Origin of the sequence: Bacillus aerolatus, assembly GCF_009183655.1 — a bacterium.
GTDB classification, from domain to species: domain Bacteria; phylum Bacillota; class Bacilli; order Bacillales; family Domibacillaceae; genus Pseudobacillus; species Pseudobacillus aerolatus.
Window position 1 is genome coordinate 1 of record NZ_WEIO01000020.1, and the last position, 22,979, is coordinate 22,979.

The window sequence follows — 22,979 nt, forward strand, 5'->3', positions numbered from 1 at the left end:
GAGTGGATTAAACGTATGGAAAGTTTCGGCTTCCAAACATCTGGGTATGTAGATCGTCACTTTTTTGAGTCTTTGTACGCAAGAGTTGCGCCACAAATTTTATTTGAGTTTGCAACAGACGGTCCGGGATTTATGGGAGATGAACCTTATGAAACACTTGGAGAAAAATTATCTTTACCTCCATTCTTAGAACCAAAACGTGAAGAAATTGAACAATCAGTTCGCCCGATTGATACAGTAAGAAGCACAAAAGAATTCATTAAAGAATAAATGAATTCTTTTGTATTCTCTGTCCTTCAAGTTCTCAGAAAACCAAATAATTTTGACAACCATCACCCTAACGATAGAGGTTGTAAAGAGAAGTGTTAGCGCACTTCTCTTTTTATTACACATTTTTCCGTTGCCCATGAAAATATTTCTGACTGAAGGAGAGTTAGTGCCTTAAGAACAGGGGCTTAGTAGAGAACCTAGTATAATAAACAGTTCTCTTTAACTAAATTCATTTCAGATTTCGCTTACAGGATAAATAATTTAGATGGTTTAGGCTTATTCTTTTTCCTTCTTTATGTAGCGTTTAGCGATAATGGCCGTGTGAAGCTGGGAGACGAAGGAGAAAAGCCGGAATTTAAAACATTTTCCTGGGCTGCGATGTTATTCTGTGCTGGGATCGGCTCCAGTATTTTGTATTGGGGCACGATTGAATGGGCGTATTACTACCAAACACCACCATTCGGGATCGAGGCTGGAACAGAGGAAGCTATTCAATGGGCAAGCACGTATGGAATTTTTCACTGGGGACCGATCGCATGGGCGATTTATACATTGCCAGCATTGCCGATGGCTTATTTTTATTATGTAAGGAAAAAGCCTATCTTAAAAATCAGTGAGGCATGCCGTCCATTAATAGGTAGGTACGCAGATGGAATCATTGGGAAAATTATAGACATTTTGTTCATGTTTGGTCTTATGGGCGGCGCTGGTACAACCTTAGCGCTTGGGACACCGATGATCGCTCAAGGGGTTTCAAGCCTTACGGGTATTAGTCCAACCATGACAGTAAAAGTCATTATATTAATCGTTTGTACAACCATTTTTGCTATAAGTGCTTATTCGGGATTGCGTAAAGGCATTAAAGTATTGAGTGACTGGAATTTATGGCTTGCCATCTTTCTGTTGGCATTTGTCTTTATTTTTGGGCCGACAAGGTTTATTACTGAAACAACTACAAATAGTATTGGTTTAATTTTAGATAACTTCTTTCACATGAGTACATGGACAGAGCCGTATAACAACCTAGGGCCATTTGAGCAAACTGGCTTCCCAGAGAGTTGGACCGTTTTCTATTGGGCATGGTGGCTTGTTTATGCACCATTTGTCGGTTTGTTCGTAGCCAAGATCTCCAGAGGGCGTACCATTAAGCAAATGATTTTGGGGACGGTTATATACGGTTCGATCGGTAGTTTATTGTTCTTTGGCATTATCGGGAATTTCGCGCTTCATATGCAACTAACTGGCCAGCTTGATGTTATTGATATATTAAATAACCAAGGGGCTCCAGTAGCCATTATTAGTGTATTCAATCAACTGCCGTGGGCACCATTTATCATTTTTATTTTCACTATCCTGGCGGTCATTTTCTTGGCGACTACTTTTGATTCCAGTTCCTACATTTTAGCTTCTGTAGTCCAATCGGAAGTAGAAGATGAACCACTTCGTTGGAATCGCCTATTCTGGGCGTTCGCACTATGTATTATGCCACTCACTTTGATGTTTATTGGAGGTTTATCCACCTTACAAACGGCAAGTATTGTTGGAGGCTTTCCATTGCTTTTCATTATGATTATGTTGGCATGGCCTTTTATGAAGGCATCTACAAGTGATATCAAGGCATCAGACCAATATGAGCCAAAAATAATCAATTTGGACTCTAAAAAGATTTTGCAGCGTTTAAGGAAAAAGCGAAAGAGAGTGAAAGCGGAACCGAAGGAAACTTAATTCCATCCAGGCTGGCTGACAGTGTAAAATGCTGCCAAGTACTCATTCTAGAACTGCGTATTCGAAATGATCATTTCATGCACTAAAAGTGGGACTCTCCCAAAAGTCGGTGATTGACAGGCTTTTGGAAGAGCCCTTTTTTAAATAAACAAAGTGAAGCGGCGCTGCCTAGCTTATGCACAAGTCATTGACATTTACGCACGGGAATCGTTGAATTGTACACAGCAAATAAACTTATGCACCGGTCACCCGGCTTTGTGCACGAGTTGTACAATTTTCTGCATGTCCAAAGCCTATTTATGCGCAGGAACCGCCAGAATATGCACGTTGCCTAATGATAAAATAAAAGTTACGATGATCACATTACATTTGCTTCATTCGACAGGAGATTTATTATCTGAGGAAGCTTTTTACACTTAATACTTTTTTGATGTTGGATGTAAACTTTTAGCTTGTTGTAGTGAAAAGGAACAGGAATTAGAGAAAAAGAAAAAAGAAGAAGAGAAAGAAGCACAGCCTGCCAGCACTCTTCCTGCTGGAGTGATTGCTGCTACTGTTACCCGCGTTGTAGATGGTGACACTATTAAAGTTCGTATGAATGGAAAAGAAGAAACGATTCGGCTGATTTTAGTCGATACTCGGAAAAATACCTGCATTTGTAACAGCGGCAATCTCTTTATACGCATAATAATTTGTGCTCACATCAATAAAATTCGGGTTTTGTACATGTCTTTCGTTAAATCCATTCTTACTTTTATAACAGCAAAATCAGGCTCTGCATTGTTTTGTTCGAAATTTCTTTTACAAAGTCTTTTAATTTTCTTCGAACACAAATACAGGACAGAAAAGGGTGTCACAGTGGTCTCCCCCTTCCCTGTCCTTTTACACAAGAGTTTAACTTTATAATCAATTAAGCGCGCTCCCTCAAAACCGTCATTCTCTATCTATATTCAAAACAATCAAAGCATTCTATGTTACCAATCTTTTTATATTTCTTTCACTTTTACATCCACATTTTATTAATACACATAAGACATAGAGGCGAGTAATGTATTCTTAATTTTTAAAAAATTTAATTCGCACTTTAATAAAATTTTCTAAAAAAGCAGATGCATGAAAAGTGCAACAATAGGCATTGCAATTAACGTGCGCTGCATGAAACATACAATTAGTTCCCAAAACTTAACTGGCATCCTCGTAGCCATCATCACCACAATCGTTTCTGAAAGAAAAATAATTTGCACCATCGACATCACTGTAATAAAGTATCTTGCCCCGATCTCTATCATATCTACCTGATCAGCAATTAGAAGAACTGGTAAAAACATTTCAGCAAACCCGACCGGAATGGAGGGAGCAATTTCTTGCGCACTAGGCACCCCTAGTATTTGCAGCAATGGAACAAAAACTTGTCCAATCCACTGGAAAAATGGTGTATATTCGGCAACAATCAAACCTGAAATTCCAGCAGCGGCTAATAAAGTAAGAACTTTCGGAATGACGAAAAATCCGTCTTTTAAGCTCAAAAAGATTTCCTTAAATATGCTTTCTGCTGTATAGGCGCGTTTCGCTGCACGATCTAGTCCTCTTTTGACAATTCCACGCTCAAACTTTGCTTCTCCGGCCCGCTCTTCATCGGTTTGGACTTTGCCGCTTGAATAAACATTCGGCTTTTTAGAAAGAGGCGGGATTCTAACCATAATGATCGAAATGATGAATGTAATTAACAGAGCTGAAAAGTACGTTTTTAAAAAATGATCACCTAAGCCCGCCGTATTAATAACTAATAAAGCAAACCCTACACTGACAGCACTAAAGGAGGTAGCGATGGTGGCCGCTTCTCTTTTCGTGTAGACATTCATTCGGTATAGTTTGCTTGTAATGATGACAGCCATAGACGAGGAGGTGACGAATGAAGCAATCGCATCAATCGCACTTTTTCCAGGCACTTTAAAAACAGGTCTCATGATCGGCTCTAAAATTGAGCCCACAAAATCAATTCCTCCATAATTCAGAAGGAAAGGCATAAAGAAAGCACCGACGATAATAATCCAAAGTACCCCAAGAACAATACTAGGAATAACAGTTCCTCCCGTACCACTCCCTACAATCCATTCTGGGCCTGTAAATTGAGCAACGTTTACATGAAGGGTGTAAATAACAGTATAGAATGTTCCTAAAAGATACAAAAAAGGGTGAAGAACGGAGTCGTGACCGTAATAATCATGAAAGAAAGAATCCTTACCAGCCACGTATTTCCCATAAAAACTTCCTAGAGTATTACCTATCATTAATAACATTACAATCCACAAACCAAAATTTCCAAACAAGTTAACGAAGTAATTATAAATATAACCAAATAATATATCGTTTTTTCCATTAATACTTAACGGAACGAAAAAAACTAGTACGGCTATCGCTGTAAAAAAGATAGATTTAAGCAGACCGATTTTGTACTGTTCCTTAGTTAAGGTAATGTAATCAACATAGCTTGGATCATCTCGATCCGGCATCTCTGTCCTTACCATCTCAATATCGGGATTTACCTTACTCTCATCTACTCGGACTGTGCCTCCATTCATATAATCACCTCCAAGATTTTTAGCATTTAATAAAAAGATTTATATAGAAATACATATTTCTATATAAATCTTTCTCTTCAAATACCAGTTGCTTTTTCATAGACTACGAGAGAATTTCTTCTTTTTCCATACCGCTTTCTTCTGCATTCTCTTTTTCTTTTAAAACAAAACTGAGTAAATCCAATGAAAGCCGTGCTGCCACTTGTCCTGTTATACCTGCATGATCATATGGAGGGGCTACTTCGACCATATCAAAGCCAATGACTTGTCCCCTTTTCGCAATGCCTTCCAACAATTCATTGACCTCATCATAAAGCAGGCCGCCAGGAGAAGGTGTTCCTGTTGCAGGAGCGATGGATGGATCTAAACCATCAATATCCATCGTAATATAATATTTTTCGCCAGCTGGAATTTGTTCCAATACTTGTTCAATGCCCATCTTTCTCATTTGGCGCGGAGATAAAATGACGCTTCCATATTCTCTTGCAGCATCGACATCTTCTTTCTTACTGCTGCTAATGCCGCGAATACCAAACTGGAAAATCTTCTGAACGTGATCCATCTCAGATAGGCGGCGTATGCAACTTCCGTGGCCATATCGCATTCCCGAGCGATGATCTGCCCAGTCTAAATGCGCATCAATTTGAATGACATGGAAAGGCCCTAATTCTTCTAACCCTTTTCCAACTGCAGCCGTAATTGAGTGATCGCCGCCTAGAATAATCGGCATTGCCCCTTTAGAAACAATTTTTCGAATCGCCTCTTCCGTGTTGTCATGGCACTGCATAATATCTCCATGAACCATGTCTACATCGCCACAATCAACTACTTTCCATTTAGGACCTAAATACATCATATCTTTTTCAATATCATAGGCACCTTCTAATCCAAAGCTATATAGTGTGGAACCTTCACGTATCCCCCTTGGCCCCATTCTTGCGCCTGACTTCCACTGAGTTCCCATATCGTTTGGAACGCCAATGACTGCTACGTCTGCATCAAGCTGGTCAAGATCAGCACAAATAGGATATTTTCCAAAAGTGCAGATTCCCGTAAAAGGCAGATTAAGAAATTGTTTTTCATTAGGATTTGACATGAATATTGCCTCCTTAGTATGTTTTTGTTCTCACTCCTATAAATGCAAACTTCATGCCAACCTAAAATAAGACGATAACAAAGGTTTTGTAGTCACTATTGACTAACGTTCCTCTACGTATTTCTGAATTTTTCGATTAGCAGTTGATTGGCTGATGCCTAGTTTTTCACCAAGTTTAATGCTGCTGGGATATTTCTGGTACATACGTGTAATGAACTCTTTTTCGATCATTTCCATATACTCTTGCAAAGTCATTTCTTCTACCGACTCTTTGGGCCGCTCTTTATTTGTTGGATCATCACTGATTTGGAAATCAATTTCATTTTCACTTGTTGTTACAATCGTTTTTTCAATGAAGTTCCGCAATTCTCTCACATTTCCCGGCCACTCTTGTTGACTGAGCCAAGCAATCATAGCCGGGGTAAAATGTTTATTCATCCCATACTTTGTGTTCATTTCCTCAGTAATTTCGAAAATTAAAGAAATAATTTCTTCTCTTCGCTCTCTAAGAGGAGGGATCACAATCTTGACTACATTGATTCGATAATAAAGGTCTTCTCTAAATTGCTTATGTTTGATCATTTCTTCTAAGTTTTGATTAGTAGCACAAATGATTCTGCATTTCATTTCAATTCTTTTACTCCCGCCAACTCTCATAAAGGATTGGTTTTGCAAAACGGATAATAATTTCACTTGAAGATTCATTGGCAGCTCACCAATTTCATCGAGAAATAACGTTCCTTCCATTGCCGTTTCAAAATATCCTTTTTTCCCTCCCTTTCTTGCACCCGTAAACGCACCTTCCTCGTACCCAAATAGTTCTGACTCAATTAATGATTCGGGTATGGCGCCGCAGTTCACTTCAATGAAAGGATGATTTTTTCTTAGTGATATTTGATGAATCATTTGAGCGATTCGGTTTTTACCGACGCCGGACTCACCTTCTAGTAATACGGTAACTCCCAAACCGGCTACTTTAGACACGATATCAAGCACTTTTTCCATTTTCCCACTCTTTAAGTAAAATGGCTGAGCAGCCTGGCTTTTTAATGTTGCGATTTCTTCTTGATATAACTGCATTGCTTTTGCGACCTGCTCATTTTCTTTTTTTAAATACTCAAATTCCGTGATATCTCTAGAAAAACTAAGCGCTCCTATTAAAACTCCTTTTTCATCAAAAATGGGATAGCCAGAGATAATTAATTTCCTATTGTACATAGTTTCTTGAATAAGAGTTTCTTCTTTTTTATTTCTTAACACATTTGCAGTGACAGAGGGAGAAAAAACTCCTTCCTTTTCCAAATGGAAAATATTTTGATGGATGATTTCCCCAAATGGCAGACCAAACATTTTTTCCGTAGATTTACTCGTGTATAAAATATTCCCCAAAGAGTCAGCAATAAAGATTTCATCAAAAGAATGTTCTAAAATATGCTTAAAAAGTATAGAAGCGTCTCTTTTTAAATTCATGTTTTACCCCCTATTCACTATTGACTATATACTATTCAAAAATGACTGAAAATACAAACTATTTTATCAACAAGTAGGAATCGAAAAAAATTTCAAGACAGATCCGTAATAATCTCAGATAAATTATTTAAAAAAGAATTGGATTGTAGTTCAAAAACTTCAAATTCTTGAATGTACAGCAGTGGGATCAAAAAACATTAGCGGACATAACGAAGAAAGCCCTCCATTTTAGGAAGACCTCTTTGATTTTATAAATAAATTATCATGGTTTCATTTAAATATTTTCTCCATATATCCTTCTGCAATGAGCTGCTGGTACGCCTGCTCGATTGTATTTTTGCTTACTCCTAAGTATTGAGACAGCTGACGGATGGTAGGTAATTTTGTACCCGCTGTTAAATGGTGGAAGTCAATTTCCTTTTTAATATAATTAATAAAAAAAGAAAAAAGCTCGTTTCTCAATTAACGAGCTGAGCTTTTTTTATTCATGGGCTGTTAAAAAGTTGATTAATTCCTTTCCTTGTGAATATATCGGTGTATATTCCAGCGGTTGTTAATACGTCATAATTAAAGAAAAACTCTATTCCTCTTTTTTCTTACTATCTATTCCAAAAATACACTCATTCCCGAAGCTTCATTTTATACTTTCTAACGCGTCTCATCAGTAACGATTGTGTTATTCCCAGCTCTTCTGCCGTTTTTCTCGTTGTCTTGAATTCAGAATAGGCTTCTTCGATGATTTCTCGTTCAATTGTTTCTAGAATATCGGTTAATGATTTCCCCTTTTCATACTTGTTGAGATTAAATACTAGTTTCTCTTGTGTTTGTAGATGAGAAGGTAAATCCTCCAAACGAATTTCATCATGTGCTGCAATAATCACCAGCCGCTCCACGAGGTTTTCCAATTCACGAATATTTCCTGGCCAGTCGTAGCTTTGTAAACGATTCATTACGTCGGAAGATAACCTGCAGTGCCGCTTATGCTTTTTATTGTATTTCTCTAAGTTAAACTGCAACAAATCAATAATATCCATTTTTCTTTCTTTAACTGAGGGTACCCTGATTGGCAATACGTTTAGTCTATAAAACAAATCGGAACGGAACTTCCCTTCTTGGACTTGCTGCAGCAAGTCATTGTTGGTAGCGGCAATAATTCTTACATTGGCCATTTGATGCTCTGTTCCTCCAATAGGAAGAAATTTTTTATGTTGTATGAATTGCAGTAACTTTGCTTGCAAATGAATCGGAAGCTCTCCAATTTCATCGAGAAATAAAGTGCCTTTGTCAGCCATTTTGATTAATCCGGCTTTCCCTCCCGAATTTGCTCCGGTAAATGCCCCTTTTTTATAGCCAAACAGTTCTGATTCTATTAGTGTTTCTGGTATTGCTCCACAGTTAATTTCAACAAATGGTTCGTGACTGCGCTCGCTTAATTGATGAATTCGATTGGCAATTACGTTTTTACCGACACCCGTTTCTCCAGTAATAAGAACCGTTGTTTCCGTTGAAGCAATTTTATCTACCATGTTTATTAATGTTAAATAGGCTGGACTTTTTCCCATAAAAAAATGTTCAGACGCAGCAAGGTCATTTTCATACCGGATCTTCATTATTTCTTGTGTATATCTTTTTAGCAGTGCCTGCGCTTCTTCCAGCTGTGAATTAGTACGGACGATTTCTGTGATATCTCGTGCGTGAGCGACGATTAATTCAATTTTTCCTTGTTCATTTTTGATCGGATGGCCTGAAGTAATATACTTGCGGTTTTGATCTGTTAACTGCACTGTACTTACCGTATTTTGTTTATTTAATACCATCTTGGTCACAGACGGCATAAAAACCCCCTGCTTCTCCAAAATATCAGCAGTTTGCCCGATCACTTTTGAGCGTGAAGTGTTAGCCAGGTTTTCACATGCCCTATTCAGCCAAAGCACTTCTCCTTTTCCATCAGCGATTAAAATACCGTCTGAAATCGCGTTAAGAATATTAGTAAAATACGCGTTATCGAATATTTTTTTCATCTTTTCCATTTTAAATCACCTTTTTAACTTTAATATTTTTAATTTTTATAATATTTTAACACATCTTCGAGTCTATATCGAATCAAGACTTAAAAGAAAGAAAATACATTATAGTTGAAAGGGTTTTTTGAGTCTAATTCGAATTAAACTTATATTCTTTTGAGTCGCTTTCATTATAAAAAAGTAACTTATGGACAAAAAATAGCTTTAAACCTACTGATACTAATAAAAAACGGAAAAAAAATTGGCACGAAAAATGCTAATAAAAAGTATCATTGAAAAGGAGCTGCTAAGTTATATGACGGAACAAACTCTGTTTATTAATATTGAACGGCTTATGAGCACGATCGAAGAAAGTGCGAAAATTGGTCAGCTTGACGGCGGCGGAATTTGCCGGCTTGCGCTCACCGATGAAGATAAAAACATGCGTGATTTGTACATTCAATGGCTGGAAAGTGCAGGTTTGAATGTTAGAGTGGATGATTTCGGCAATATTTACGGAAGAAAAGAAGGGAAAAATCTCGATGCCTCCGCTGTTCTGATTGGTTCTCACCTCGACACTCAGCCTGAGGGCGGACGGTATGATGGAATACTCGGGGTTTTATCAGGGCTGGAAGTGCTTAAGGTTCTAAATGAAAATCAAATGGAATTAGAAAGACCTATCGAACTCGTTTGTTTTACAAATGAAGAAGGTGCACGCTTTGAACCTCCTATTCTAGGAGCCGGAGGCCTGACTGGCGTTTTTAGTGAAGACTTTATTTTTACCCGCCAAGACAAATATGGAGAACTTTTCTTAGATGAACTGAAACGCATCGGTTATCATGGATCTAAAGATAATCGCGCGGCAAATATTCACAGCTTTCTTGAACTTCACATTGAACAAGGGCCTGTACTTGAACGCAAAGAGTTGGATATTGGTGTAGTCACAGGAATCCAAGGAATGAACTGGCTTGAAGTGAAGGTCACTGGACAAGCCGATCATGCAGGTCCAACACCGATGACTATGCGCAAAGATGCTCTTATGGCTGCCGCTAAAATGATGATTGAAATTCAAGAAACAATTAAAAACCATGATAATGAAGCCACCGCTACTGTCGGTCGTGTAGATTTATCGCCACATTCGATTAATTGTGTTCCGGGGGAAGTTGTTTTCTCTATCGACATTCGACATTCGGTTGATGCCGTGAGAGAACAATTACTTGAATTAGTGCAACAAAAAATTAGTATTATTGCCGTTACAGAACAAGTTCATATCGAAATCAATCAAATTTGGGAAACGCCGGCCAGCCATTTTTCTTCTGAGCTTATCCATTTAATTTCAGAGAGTGCGGAACAATTAAGCTACAGTCATCAAAAAATGATTAGCGGCGCAGGTCATGACGCCAAATATATGAATGAAATTGCTCCAACTGCGATGATTTTCGTCCCTAGCGTCGACGGAAAAAGCCATTGTCAGGAAGAGTTTACGAAACAGGAAGCTATCGAAAAAGGAGCCAATGTACTTTTACACGTTGTGAGTAAATTAGCAGCAGAAAAAGTGCATGCTCATTAAAAAGTGAAGAATGAACGTATTAAATACACAGGAACTTTTAATTAAAGGAGGAAAACATGTACGCTGATCTTATTCTCTACAACGCCACCATTTACACTATGGATGAAACACAGCCTACTGCATCGAAACTGGCGATAAAAAATGGAAAAATCGTCGCGTTCGACGAAGAAGCCGACCAGTATGGCGGTCCACAGACAAACATGCTCGATATTAAAGGGAAAGCCATTTTGCCAGGATTAGTTGAAAGCCATGCGCACCCTCTGCATTATGCCGCCAATTTGCTGGAACTTGATTTGCGCGCTGAAGTTACTCCGACCATTGATAGTATACTAGCAGCTGTGAGAAAAAAAGCAGAAGAATTACCGGAGGGTGAATGGATTCTCGGCATGGGCTGGGATGATAGTAAGTTAAAGGAAAAAAGGTTTCCTACTATTGAAGAATTAAGCGCAGCTGCTCCTAATCACCCCGTTTTTCTTAAGCGAACATGCGTCCATAACGCCGTAGTGAACCGAAAGGCTTTTGAGAAAAGCGGACTCTCTGAAAACCCGGTTGATCCAGACGGAGGTCATTTTCACAAAAACCATGAGACTGGTCAGCTGAGCGGACTTATTCAGGAAAATGCTATGTCGGAATTCACCATACCGACGTTAACGATCGATCAGCTGAAGCAAGCAATGATGCAAGCTCAACAACATTTTTACGAATGGGGTATTACGACTGTCCACGAAATGGCTGTTAAAAAAGAAGAAATGATTGTGTATCAACAACTGCAAAAGGAAGAAAACTTTCGGCTAAAAGTCCGGCTTTGGCTTTGGGCAATCAGCCAGATGGGGTGGAACGGTATTGAAGACGAAGTATTAGCGCTCGGGATTGAAAGCGGTTACGGTAATGACCGGCTGAACATACAGGGGTTAAAATATATGCTGGATGGCAGTGTCGGTGGAAGAACGGCTGCTGTATCAGAACCTTACGTCAATGATGGAGAAAATCGGGGCATTTTATATATGTCACATGAGAGACTAAATGAGCATATTATTCGAGCCGTGAAAAATAACCTGCGTGTCTCTATTCATGGTATTGGCGAGCGCGCGATTAATATGGCGCTTGAAGCGATCAAACAAGCTGGGACGCCCGAAACGAACAAACTTATGCGGCACCGAATTGAACATTGCGCATTAGCGACTGAAAATCATTTAACACAGCTTGCTTCTCATGGCATTATTGCCGCTTCTTCTATTGGATTTATCTACTCCATCGGCGATAGCTATTTAAACAATTTAGGTGAAGAACGGGCGGAAAGAGTTTTTCCTCATGCCTCCTTTAAAAAACATGGCATTAAAGCGCCAGGCAATTCCGATATGCCGGTATGTTACGGCAACCCATTTTTCGGAATTTATGCCGCTGTCACACGGAAGACAATAGGTGGGCAACAACTCGGAACGAAAGAAGCTATTCCAGTAGCAGATGCTATTAAATCTTATACGGTGGATGCTGCTTACAGTGGATTTGACGAACAAATTATAGGGTCACTTTCTATCGGCAAATATGCAGACTTAATTGTGCTCGACCAGGATCCTTTTGCTATAGATGCTGAAAAAATCAAGGACGTTCAAGTTTTACTTACTATGATCGAAGGAGAAACGGTTTTTAAAAGAACGAGAGAGGAGAGATATTTCTATGTTTGATCCAAATATTAAGTCCATCATTTTAATAGCGGTTTTTCTTTATTCTCTTGCTATTCTTGCCCACTCATTCTATTTTTTTAAGGGAGTAAAAACATCCGATGACTACAACGTAGCCGGACGCTCGATCCCTACATTCCCCATGATTCTATCTATTGTCGGTACGGCAACTGGAGGAGCAAGTCTGCTTGGGTTTATGGGTGACGCTTATAGCGGAGGGCTTGGCATGCTTTGGCTCGTTTTCCCTGTATACATTGTAAGTGCTATATGGATCGTTTTCTTTTTAAAGCCGATTCGCAGTCTAGGAACAAAATACAAACTAGTCACTCTCCCAGACTATATTGCCCTTCGTTACGGAGAAAAAGCACGCATGCCTGCGCTATTATGCATATTGGTCGCTTACGCCTCTATTACTGGGTTACAATTTATCGCTATCGCTACTTTTTTAAATTTAATGTTTGGCTTAAATACAACAGCAGGCATTATTATCGGATGCTTATTCCTTACTTTAAAAACCTATATCGGCGGATTAAAAGCGGTTATTTGGGCCGATTCTATTCAAGGCACAATTCAGACGCTAGGCATCATCATCCTATTTGTCACCGTCTATTCTCTTTCAGGTGGTTGGAATACAGTTAAAGAAAATGCCATGGCGATCAACCAGCCACAGTTAGTTGATGTATTCGGCATTTCAACCGTTAGTATTTTGGTATTTATTTTTACACTAGGTGCCTACCAATTCGTTCGTCAAGATAACTGGCAGCGTGTTTGGGCAGCCAAAACAGATAAAGTTGCTGTTAATAGTAACTGGCTTGCACTAATTATCGGTCTTGTAACCGGTGTGTTCATTGTTTTGACTGGCGTCTTCTCGTCCTTAGGATTAAACATTCAAACAGAGCAGCCAGCCCTAATTTTCTACCAAGTAGTTAGCCAAACGATGCCAGTACCTATGATCGTTATTATGGTCATTGCACTCGTTGCCACAATCGTTTCTTGTGCCGATTCCTTTTTCATGGCTGGAGCTTCCAGTATTGCGAACGATATCATTAAACCTTATTTCAAAGTAACAAATGACCAAAAAATGCTTCAATACAGCCGCTTATCCGTTATCATACTTTCTGTCATTGCTCTAGTGATGTCACTGGCCATACCTCAGCTCGTTCCATTATGGGTAGCCGGTACGGCAATGCTTACGTCGGGTTTACTCGTTCCTTTTATCGCTGGTATGTTATTTAAAAGAGTCAGCGAAACAGCGGGTACTTGGTCCATATGGGCAGGCCTACTAACAACGGTTATTTGGCAAATCGCCGGACAGCCGTTTGGCGTTCATCAAGTATTTCCGGGATTACTCATATCTACGCTGACTATTATCGTTGCAACCCTTGTCACTCAGCCGCAAAACACGAAACTTATTGAAGATATGTCATACGGTAATAACCTTGGTTCAAGCGATGAACTTTACGAGCAAAGCATTCTTAAAGACAAGACAAGTATAAAAAACGTGTAATTTAATGTAAATAAAACATTAAACCCGTCCAGTGAGTAAACTCATGGGATGGGTTTTTCCCTATTTTGCTGTACTTATATTAGAATAGCTCTTTGCATTGTTTTAATTCTTTTTAAAGGAGTTGGGTAAGCATTCCTACTCCTTTTTGGATGTTATTACGATTGACAAATAAATAGCAAAATAGCCTGCTCTTTTTGTTCATCTTCTTTATTAAATACATTCAACTCAATGCGTATGTTGCCTGTTCCTGGCTTACTTACTCATGCTTGCCTTCCTCTTAAAAAAAACACCACTTCAATTAAGAAGTAGTGTATGCATCATTTCTTATTCATCTTAAATTGTTTTGGCGTTTTTTGTATTTTTGTTTTTTAAATCGTTCATTTCTTTCCCCGCCATCCGCAAGCTCTTCTGCGAATTCCACGTTCTGCCAATTATCAACCCTCATTGCGCTTTGTATTTCGGTAGATGTCAAGTTATTATTAGGTGCTGCTTCTTCATTCCATTTTCCCATATCATTTCCCACCCTTTAGTTTTAAATTCAAAAGAAAAGTTATGTTAAACAATACTGTTGGTACAGAAAAACTCCTACACGCCTATGAATCCGGCGATAGCAATACACATGACGATAAAAGAAAACAGCCTTTTTTAGGCTGCTTCCTTATTAGCTATATTCTTTTTCCATAAAATCATACGGTGTTATATTTTCCATACCAAGAAGATGGTGAAACAACAAAATTAACCATTGAAGATGCACCATTCAACGGGGGGGTTCTTTGCAATCCTTGGAGTCTTCATGGCAGCGGGCTTCTCATTTCAAGGTACAGAATTACTGGGAATAGCTGCTGGTGAGAGCGAACATCCAGAAAAGACGATCCCAAAAGCGATTAACTCTGTATTTTGGCGAATCCTTCTTTTTTATATTTTGACAATTTTTGTTATTATGAGGAATTCTTTAAAAAAATGATGCTCGCTTTGTCAGCTCATCTTAGAAGCCGAACTCTCACTTTTTTATTTGTTAATCTGTTGAGCCGACAGAATCCGTCCTGTTACCTCACCGAAACCAATTCTGAACCCGTCCCCTTGGCCCCAGCCGGTCATAGCCAGTTCGTCTCCGTCCTCCAGCCACACTCGCCGTTCTCCATCTCGAAGTTGGATTGGTTCCGCCCCACGCCATGCCAGCTCCATCATGCTGCCGCGTTCTTCTTTTTCCGGGCCGCTGATCGTTCCTGAAGCAAGCAAATCTCCCGCATTTAAATTGCACCCTGTAATCGTATGATGGGCAATTTGCTGGGCAATGCTCCAGTAAAGATAACGATAATTGCTCGCTGATAAGCGCTGGGCTTCTTGCATGTTTTTCCCTTTTAAGTACACTTCCAAGTTGATGTTAAAGGAACCGGGTTTGTCAGTTCGGAGATAAGGCAGCGGCTTCGGATTCTGTTCGGGCCCTGATACACGGAACGGCTCCAATGCTTCAAAAGGAATGACCCATGGTGAAATCGATGTAGCAAAATTTTTAGCAAGAAACGGGCCAAGAGGCTGGTATTCCCAAGCCTGAATGTCACGAGCGCTCCAGTCATTGACTAGCACCATGCCAAAAGCGTGCTCTTCTGCTTGATCAACAGGAATCGGCTGCCCAAGCTGATTGCCGGAACCAATAAAGCAGCCCATTTCCAATTCAAAATCTAATTGACGGCACGCTGAAAACATCGGTGCTGATGCATCAGGAGGCTTAATTTGGCCTTGAGGACGATAAATATCCGTGCCGCTCACGACAACTGAACTAGCGCGGCCATGGTAGCCAACAGGCAAATGACTCCAATTCGGCATTAACGCATTGTCTTTACCACGAAACATGATTCCTACATTCGTGGCATGTTCTTTGGAAGCGTAAAAATCCGTATAATCTCCAATTTCAACTGGCAGGAACATGTTCACTTCTTTTTGAAGGAAAAAAGCTCGATCACGAAGTGGAGGATTATCGCGAAGAACTGGCTCATCTTCCCTCAGCAAACGCTGGATCACTTCACGGACTGCTTTCCACGTTTCTCTTCCCATTTTCATAAAAGAATTTAAAGAACTTTGATGAAAAACTTTTGTCTGATGGACAGCGGTGCTGCTAAAATGCCCCGCGTCATCTAAAGCTGATAAATCTAGAACATATTCGCCGATCGCCACGCCTACGCGCGGCTCTTCATTCTTTTCTGTAGGCTTGAAAACACCATACGGAAGATTTTGTATCGGAAAGTGAGATTCAGAATCCACTTCAATAAATGAACGTATCAATGTGCTGCCTCCTTATTTATAAAAATGAAAAACCAAAAACCAGCAGCAAAGAAAGTTGCAAAGAAACGAAAAAATCTGTTTCTCAGAACTTACCTTACTACTGGTTCTTAGCCTACTTTTTTGAGATCGGGCTTAAATCCCTTCCTCATAGGTTATCCAGTGAGTATTATGGAATGGTTGCAAATTCATTATATAATAAATATTCTAATAATTGCAACCGTTTTCATTAAAAAATTAAAATATCCTTATTATTTATTTTACCAATACTTTTTTGCTTCAAGATACCGATTATAAGCAGCAATAATTGCTTAGATCACTGCTTTTTGGTTACGACAAACAAAAAAGGCGGCTCAAGAAAAAGAGACGCCTTTCATGACAAAATATATATTCAGTTACTGACCGCTTACTTCGATCATAATGGCACAGCCTATTTTGCAGCTGCAAGTTCCGGAGCCACTGTAAAATTTGCTGCTGTTTTTTCTTTCACTTCTTCTATTGTCACGCCTTCTTGTGTATCGACAAGCACCATGCCTTCTGGCGTAAAATCAAATACAGCAAGATCAGTAATTAACCGATGCACCACTCTTTGTCCGGTAAGCGGCAGCGTACAGTCTTTTTTTATTTTCGATTCACCATGTTTGTTCACATGATCCATAATGACGACAACCCGTTTTGCTCCATTGACAAGGTCCATTGCGCCGCCCATTCCTTTCACCATTTTCCCAGGAATCATCCAGTTGGCAAGATCACCGCGTTCAGATACTTCCATACCGCCGAGAATCGCCAGGTCAATATGACCGCCGCGGATCATCGCGAATGATTCCGCGCTGTCAAAAAAAGAAGAACCTGGAACAGTCGTAATTGTTTCTTTTCCAGCATTAATTAAATCAGGATCTTCTTCACCATCGACCGGATAGGGACCGATGCCAAGCAAACCGTTTTCTGACTGAAGCAGGACATTAAAGCTTGCGGGGATTTCATTCGCAACGAGTGTCGGCATCCCAATGCCAAGGTTGACATTCATACCATCTTCAATTTCTTGAACCGCTCTTTTTACAATTACAAGACGCGTGTCTTTCATCTTAAACCACTCCATTCTTTTTAGTTATGCTTGTACAACTGTCCGGCGCTCAATTCGTTTTTGATAATTCGTTCCGAGCAGCAGCCGCTGCACGTAAATGCCCGGTGTATGAATTTCATCAGGATTTAGTTCGCCCGGTTCCACAATTTCTTCGACTTCCGCAATGGTAATTTTCCCTGCTGCTGCTGCAAGTGGATTAAAGTTGCGGGACGTTTTTCGGTACACTAGGTTGCCGAGTGTATCCGCTTTCCACGCTTTGACAAGGGCGAAATCCCCGACAATGCCGCGTTCCAAAAGATATGTTTTCCCATCAAACTCCTTCGTTTCTTTTCCTTCCGCGATTGGCGTGCCGACACCTGTCATTGTATAAAATCCCGGGATACCTGCGCCGCCAGCCCGGATCCGTTCGGCAAGTGTGCCTTGAGGTGTCAATTCCACTTCTAGTTCACCGTTCAAATATTGTTGTTCAAATATTTTATTTTCACCAACATACGAAGACACCATTTTTTTTATTTGACGGTTCGCTAACAGCAGACCAAGTCCCCAGTCATCCACTCCGCAGTTATTGCTGACGACTGTTAAATTTTTCGTCCCCTGCTCTTGAAGCGCTTGAATGGCCAGTTCAGGAATACCACAAAGGCCGAATCCGCCGACAATTAGTGTAGAGCCATCCTTAATATCTTGAACCGCCTCGTTGAATGAGGTCATTACTTTACTTTTTTTCATAAAAATCCTCCTTTTAGTAATTCCAAAATTCTGATTTTTGTTCTTATAAAAAGTTTACAGTTTCCTATTTTATAAGTAAAATACATAAAAAGAATACACTTTATAAAAATAAAGAATAAATAGGAGCAGATCATGGAATTACGGGACTTAAAATCATTTATCAAAGTAGCCGATTATCAAAGTTTCACGAAAGCTGCCGCCCATTCTTACTTGTCACAGCCTTCTTTAAGTAAAGCTGTCAAAAAACTCGAAGAAGAACTGCACGTTGAACTGTTTGACCGCTCAACACGACACTTGCACTTGACTGATGCCGGGAAAATCGTCTACCAACAAGGTCAAAAAGCGCTCGCCTCATTATCTGAGTTAAATATTCTTTTAGATGAACTCATGAACATTGCCGCTGGAGAAATAAAGATCGGCATCCCTCCACTCATTGGCACGCTGTTTTTTCCGGATATTGCCCGCCATTTCCACAATCAATATCCCAACGTGTCACTCGAACTAGTTGAACTCGGCGCGAAGCTGATTGGCAAGCTTGTTGAAAACGGACAAATAGATCTTGGTATTGTCGTCCTGCCAGCTAGTCAAGTAAAATTTAATATTTATCCTTTTATTGAAGATGAATTTGTTTTATACGTTCATGAAGACCATACACTGTCTAAAAAAAAGGCCGTGTCTTTAAGCGAACTACAAGATGAAAAATTCATCCTGTTTTCAGAAGACTTTACCTTGCATGACTATGTTATCAAGGCATGCGAAGAAGTGGGCTTTCACCCGATTGTTTCCTATCAAAGTTCACAATGGGATTTGATCATTGAGCTCGTTTCATCTAACCTTGGCGTCACCCTTTTGCCTAAATCCATTTATTCTAAACAAACAAATAGCAATGTTAAAATTGTTCCGATCAAAAACTCCACCCTCCTTTGGAAACTCGGCATCATCACAAAAAAAGACGCCTACCACTCTTTCGCATTAAAAGAACTATTGAACATGCTTGAAAGGGAAAAGTGATTTCGAAAATTGTGATTCAGTCTGGTGTACCGGTGTTAATTAGTTTGATTATGATTGAAAGCATTTTATTTTTCAAAGATTCACTGCCTTGGCAGGAAAGCCATCAACGCGTGATGATAATGACAAATAACCGAGGTAGAGGATAAAGTGAACATCCTATAAGGGATTGAACGGCTGCCCTCTTGATTACAGCAATCTCCTTAATAGAAAAGGGAAAGAAGGCCCGTATCGCAAGCTTTCTTTCCCTTTCTGTAAAACCTATGCCATTATTTATTCACTTTTCTCATTCTTAAACGATTCGTTTTTCTTCAACTACTCTCCTCGAAAAATCGGCTTACGCTTTTCTGTGAATGCTTGTATTCCTTCCGCTGCATCTTTCGTTTCAAAGCACGTTTTAATAGCTGTCAACTCATGTTTCAATGATGTTTCCAAATCGGAATCCGAGCTTGCGGCCAACAATCGTTTGGAAAGTGTGAGGGCAATCGGCGGACCCTCAGCCAGATCCTTAGCAAATGTCAACACTCGATCATGTAATTCAGCGGCAGGAAACACACCGTTAACGAGCCCGATTCGTTCGGCTTCATCAGACGTTATCTCTCGGCCTGTAAAAATGATTTCGGCTGCTTTTGCCTGTCCGACAAGTCTTGGCAAGAAATAACTCATTCCACCGTCCGGGCTCAATGCGCGGCGAATATACCCTGCAGTTACTCGCGCCTCTTCACTCATAAAGCGCAGATCGCATGCTAAAGCCAGTGAAAGGCCTGCGCCGGCTGCTATTCCGTTTATAGCGGCAATAACCGGTTTATCACACTGAACAATTCCCAGTGCCTGACGGCCAACCCACCGCAGCTCATCTAACCGTTCGTACCGGGTGACTGGCGTTGACTCTTCGCTTTTCCCTTTCATCAAATCAAGACCTGAACAAAAACCGCGCCCTGCCCCGGTAATTACGACGACACGCACTTCATCATCCATAGATGCTTCTGTCAAAGCACGTTCTACTTGCAAACTAAGTGCAGGATTTATCGCGTTTAGCCTCTCAGGACGGTTTAATGTCAACATTCTAACCCCGTTCTGTGTATCAATGTTAAGCTCCCCCATGTCCTTCCTCCTCAATTGTCATTATCGTTATCCGCTGCTTTACAAAAAAACGAAATTTCAACTCCTATGTAAGCTTTATGTGGAATCACCTTCATTTAATAACAAACCTTTTAACATCATGCTTTCTGTATCAATGTTTCTCATTATCTATTTATCTCCCTGCAACTAGCATGCCAATAATTAAACTGGGAAAACTGCTGTGTTTTGCTCTAGTTCACAGTCAATTGATTCGTTTATGAATCATTTCTTCCCCCTATTAAGTTCCATCGCGATTCAAATTTTAATCATTAATTTAATTATGAATAATTTCCATAAAAAAAGAGAAGCTGTTGTCTCAAACGGCTTCTTTGTTTGTTCATTAAGCGGTGTGCATATTTTGGTCGTTTTCGTGCAGAAACTCGTATAACTCGTGCACAAAGCTCGGTGACCGGCGCATAATTTTATTTGCTGTGCGTATTTCAACGATTCCCGTGCATAAAGTCGTCCTATCCGTGCGTAAATGCTAAGAACCTGTGCACAACTCCGTTTGCAATCAATCATTCACGATTTGCAGTCAGTTATCAGTATTTTATAGTCAGATAACCCACACTTACAGTCCGTCAAAACAAAATTACAGTCGGCTTACGCCGATTTGCAGACATTTCTCAGTTGCTGTAACGAAAATAGCCAGCCGATAATGGCTGGCTAAAGAAGCTGTTTTCTGCTCAAGTGTTTTCAGTTCTTTCACTTGAAGCTTTCATGCGTTCCTGAGGATGTGTATTGGTTGTACCGTCTGCCCGCTTGGAAGCATACTTAGCTTTAGCCCGTGCTTCTCCAGCTTCATCATTCATATTATTAGGCGCGAAACCTTTCGCTTTATTTCTCATTTTATTCCTCCAGACACGTAGTAGAAGTGCACGTTTCCGCGTATTTCTAGTATGAGTAAAAGAAACAAAAGTATGATGATTTTTAAGTGCTTACGGTTTGCGCTGGTACATCCAAACGCGATTGTGATTTGTTGTCTCAGGGAACTTATCTCCTGCTTCTAGCTTCACTTTCTTTGGATTGTTTACCGTGCTTCCAGTTTCGCCAATTTCCACATAGGCTCCATTGTTCGGCGCCTTTTGTCCAGGTTTAAATTGATGGCTTTGCCCCACAGTGCTCACCCCTTTTTGATGGTTGCTTTTTTATTCTTTCCGATTTCAATCCAGTTTATGAATGGTTTTTCGTTGCTTACCTTTTTATTTTGACATACAAAAAAGCAAGAAGAAGAGGTCTCCGATTTTCAGAAGAAATAAGCATAAAAACCTCTCCCTTGGAAACTTTAAAGAGGGAGGTGATAAGAATGGGAAAAGATCGACAAGAAAAAAAACTTAAAAGCAAGAAAAAAGTGGAGTCAGACCGCGATCAATCTCTACATTACCCAGGAGCGGCAAGGTTTGAAAAAGAAGGAGAAGCAGGTAAGAGCATAGATGAATAATACAAATGCCGGTTGACTTCTTAAAATAAAAGAACTATTCATTTCAGCTGCGTATGAAAAACTGGTATTTCCTCGTAAAAAACGGGAAGTAAAAAAGCCTTCCCGTTTCACCTATTACATGAAAATTAAGCAATGATTCCACGTTTATTTTCAAACTGTTTGTACTGTTGTTCCGCCATAATTTTTTTCAATAATTGAACGGATTTCCATACATCTTCATACGAATTATAAAGGGCAACTGGAGCAAGACGAATGCCGTTTGGCGCCCGAAAATCAGGAATAACTCCATTTACTTTTAATGCCTTGCAAATACGTGCTGCTTCTTCATGTTCTAAATAAATATGTCCGCCGCGTCTGCTGTCATCGGTTGGGTTTCCGAGTGTAAAGCCCATATCCTTCAGCTCATGTGTAATGAGGTCCATCATATATCGTGTCATATGCAATGATTTTTTGCGGAGATTCTCCATGCCGGCCTCGGCGAATATTTCAAGCGAGCCGATTAACGGTGCTATACTTAATACGTGCGGTGTTCCAATTTGGTAAGCTCCTGCATTTTCTGCAGGTGTTAATGTATGTTCCATGTCGAATTGTTTTTCTTTTTTGGAACTAAACCAGCCCGCCAGACCTGGCCGCCGGCCGAAATGTTTTTTATTCACATATAAGCCGCCAACACTCCCTGGTCCGGCATTCAAATATTTATAATTACACCACACCGCAAAGTCAATGTTCCATTCTGCAAAATGATGCGTCATGGCGCCGATTGAATGACAAAGATCAAAGCCAATTAAAATACCGCGTTTATGAGCTTCTTCTGTTAGGCGCTTCATATTAAGAATTTGACCGCTGCGGTACAAAACGCTCGGCAAGACGATTAAAGCAATCTCCTCTGTCATCGTATCAATAATATCGCTCTCTTCAATCGTGCGCCCATCTCGGCTTTTTACTTGGACTAAATGAGTGTCCGGATCATAGCCTTTTACTTTAATCTGACTTTGCAGTGCATAAATATCCGAAGGAAATGTAAGCTCATCAGCAAGGATTTTTGTCTTTTTACCTTTTGGCTCGTAAAATGTGGCGGCCATCTGATGAAGATTAGTTGTAGTGGAACCGGTCACTATGACTTCTTCAGGGGATGCACCGATCAGCGGGGCCAGCATGCCTCCCAATCGTTCAGATAAGTCATACCAAGGATAATTCCCTTCTATCCACCCATCAATACCAAACTGCTTCCATGCATCCAGCAATTCCAATAACGATTTTTCTGCCCGCTTTGATAATAAACCTAATGAATTCCCATCAAGATAAATGATGTCCTCTTTCATATAAAATTCATTTCGAAAAGAGGCTAATTCATCTTTTTTATCTAATTGACAAGCATAATCATAAGAAGAATCAAATGTGTTTTCTTGCATT

Annotated in this window: 17 protein-coding genes and 5 pseudogenes; 8 read left to right on the plus strand and 14 right to left on the minus strand. The window is 39.9% G+C overall.

Annotated elements, in window-relative coordinates; genetic code table 11:
• Positions 1 to 270 (plus strand): annotated as a pseudogene (locus tag F9802_RS19040) (ring-cleaving dioxygenase); the annotation flags it as partial.
• A gap of 267 nt (positions 271 to 537) precedes the next feature.
• A pseudogene (locus F9802_RS19045) lies at positions 538 to 1,995 on the plus strand (BCCT family transporter); the annotation flags it as partial.
• Positions 1,996 to 3,092: 1,097 nt separating this feature from the next.
• Here F9802_RS19045 and F9802_RS19055 read toward each other — a convergent pair.
• From F9802_RS19055 to F9802_RS20310, 6 genes and pseudogenes are all read right to left on the minus strand, one after another.
• On the minus strand, positions 3,093 to 4,577 hold the full coding sequence (locus F9802_RS19055; RefSeq protein WP_225435411.1) for a YjiH family protein: 1,485 nt from the start codon (positions 4,575 to 4,577) through the stop codon (positions 3,093 to 3,095).
• Between the two features lie 103 nt (positions 4,578 to 4,680).
• Positions 4,681 to 5,673: an agmatinase gene (gene speB / locus F9802_RS19060; RefSeq protein ID WP_152154681.1), complete on the minus strand. Its 993-nt coding sequence runs from the start codon at positions 5,671 to 5,673 to the stop codon at positions 4,681 to 4,683.
• A 102-nt stretch (positions 5,674 to 5,775) separates the two neighbouring features.
• Positions 5,776 to 7,143, minus strand: coding sequence for a sigma-54 interaction domain-containing protein (locus F9802_RS19065; protein ID WP_152154682.1), 1,368 nt, complete (start codon positions 7,141 to 7,143; stop codon positions 5,776 to 5,778).
• A 279-nt stretch (positions 7,144 to 7,422) separates the two neighbouring features.
• A pseudogene (locus F9802_RS19070) lies at positions 7,423 to 7,605 on the minus strand (GntR family transcriptional regulator); the annotation flags it as partial.
• Between the two features lie 158 nt (positions 7,606 to 7,763).
• A complete protein-coding gene (locus F9802_RS19075; RefSeq protein ID WP_404799239.1) occupies positions 7,764 to 8,753 on the minus strand; it encodes a sigma-54 interaction domain-containing protein in 990 nt (329 codons plus the stop codon).
• A gap of 57 nt (positions 8,754 to 8,810) precedes the next feature.
• Positions 8,811 to 9,173: pseudogene (locus tag F9802_RS20310) on the minus strand (PAS domain-containing protein); the annotation flags it as partial.
• Positions 9,174 to 9,462: 289 nt separating this feature from the next.
• On the opposite strand from F9802_RS20310, the gene F9802_RS19080 reads away from it, so the two are divergent.
• From F9802_RS19080 to F9802_RS19090, 3 genes are read left to right on the plus strand one after another with little or no spacing between them, the layout of a single operon-like run.
• Entirely contained in the window at positions 9,463 to 10,716 is a 1,254-nt protein-coding gene (locus F9802_RS19080) for a Zn-dependent hydrolase (protein ID WP_152154685.1), read from the plus strand.
• A 56-nt stretch (positions 10,717 to 10,772) separates the two neighbouring features.
• Entirely contained in the window at positions 10,773 to 12,401 is a 1,629-nt protein-coding gene (locus tag F9802_RS19085) for an amidohydrolase (RefSeq protein WP_152154686.1), read from the plus strand.
• Positions 12,394 to 13,905 carry a sodium:solute symporter family protein gene (locus tag F9802_RS19090; RefSeq protein ID WP_152154687.1) on the plus strand — a complete coding sequence of 504 codons (1,512 nt, stop codon included), beginning with the start codon at positions 12,394 to 12,396 and terminating at the stop codon, positions 13,903 to 13,905. The genes F9802_RS19085 and F9802_RS19090 overlap by 8 nt, the downstream gene beginning before the upstream one ends.
• A gap of 328 nt (positions 13,906 to 14,233) precedes the next feature.
• On the opposite strand, the gene F9802_RS19095 is transcribed toward F9802_RS19090, so the two are convergent.
• On the minus strand, positions 14,234 to 14,416 hold the full coding sequence (locus tag F9802_RS19095; RefSeq protein ID WP_152154688.1) for a hypothetical protein: 183 nt from the start codon (positions 14,414 to 14,416) through the stop codon (positions 14,234 to 14,236).
• A 252-nt stretch (positions 14,417 to 14,668) separates the two neighbouring features.
• Between F9802_RS19095 and F9802_RS19100 the strand changes: the two are divergent.
• Positions 14,669 to 14,845 (plus strand): annotated as a pseudogene (locus F9802_RS19100) (amino acid permease); the annotation flags it as partial.
• Between the two features lie 68 nt (positions 14,846 to 14,913).
• Here the strand turns inward: F9802_RS19100 and fahA are convergent.
• The 3 genes from fahA to F9802_RS19115 all read right to left on the minus strand — a co-directional run bounded on the left by fahA (position 14,914) and on the right by F9802_RS19115 (position 17,995).
• Positions 14,914 to 16,188 carry a fumarylacetoacetase gene (gene fahA, locus F9802_RS19105; RefSeq protein ID WP_152154689.1) on the minus strand — a complete coding sequence of 425 codons (1,275 nt, stop codon included), beginning with the start codon at positions 16,186 to 16,188 and terminating at the stop codon, positions 14,914 to 14,916.
• 427 nt (positions 16,189 to 16,615) lie between these two features.
• Positions 16,616 to 17,269 carry a 3-oxoacid CoA-transferase subunit B gene (locus F9802_RS19110; protein WP_152154690.1) on the minus strand — a complete coding sequence of 218 codons (654 nt, stop codon included), beginning with the start codon at positions 17,267 to 17,269 and terminating at the stop codon, positions 16,616 to 16,618.
• 24 nt (positions 17,270 to 17,293) lie between these two features.
• Positions 17,294 to 17,995, minus strand: coding sequence for a CoA transferase subunit A (locus F9802_RS19115; protein WP_152154691.1), 702 nt, complete (start codon positions 17,993 to 17,995; stop codon positions 17,294 to 17,296).
• A 132-nt stretch (positions 17,996 to 18,127) separates the two neighbouring features.
• On the opposite strand from F9802_RS19115, the gene F9802_RS19120 reads away from it, so the two are divergent.
• Entirely contained in the window at positions 18,128 to 19,006 is an 879-nt protein-coding gene (locus F9802_RS19120) for a LysR family transcriptional regulator (RefSeq protein WP_152154692.1), read from the plus strand.
• A 312-nt stretch (positions 19,007 to 19,318) separates the two neighbouring features.
• Here F9802_RS19120 and F9802_RS19125 read toward each other — a convergent pair whose 3' ends face one another.
• The 3 genes from F9802_RS19125 to F9802_RS19135 form a co-directional block, all read right to left on the minus strand.
• Positions 19,319 to 20,107, minus strand: a complete 789-nt coding sequence (locus tag F9802_RS19125; protein WP_152154693.1) for an enoyl-CoA hydratase/isomerase family protein — start codon at positions 20,105 to 20,107, stop codon at positions 19,319 to 19,321.
• A gap of 704 nt (positions 20,108 to 20,811) precedes the next feature.
• Positions 20,812 to 20,973, minus strand: coding sequence for a small, acid-soluble spore protein K (gene sspK, locus F9802_RS19130; protein ID WP_152154694.1), 162 nt, complete (start codon positions 20,971 to 20,973; stop codon positions 20,812 to 20,814).
• 90 nt (positions 20,974 to 21,063) lie between these two features.
• On the minus strand, positions 21,064 to 21,243 hold the full coding sequence (locus tag F9802_RS19135; protein ID WP_152154695.1) for a YjzC family protein: 180 nt from the start codon (positions 21,241 to 21,243) through the stop codon (positions 21,064 to 21,066).
• A 188-nt stretch (positions 21,244 to 21,431) separates the two neighbouring features.
• On the opposite strand from F9802_RS19135, the gene F9802_RS19140 reads away from it, so the two are divergent.
• Positions 21,432 to 21,566, plus strand: a complete 135-nt coding sequence (locus F9802_RS19140) for a YpzI family protein (RefSeq protein WP_152154696.1) — start codon at positions 21,432 to 21,434, stop codon at positions 21,564 to 21,566.
• Between the two features lie 125 nt (positions 21,567 to 21,691).
• Here the strand turns inward: F9802_RS19140 and kynU are convergent, their stop codons facing one another.
• Entirely contained in the window at positions 21,692 to 22,978 is a 1,287-nt protein-coding gene (gene kynU, locus F9802_RS19145; RefSeq protein WP_152154697.1) for a kynureninase, read from the minus strand.
• Position 22,979: the final 1 nt, after the last annotated feature.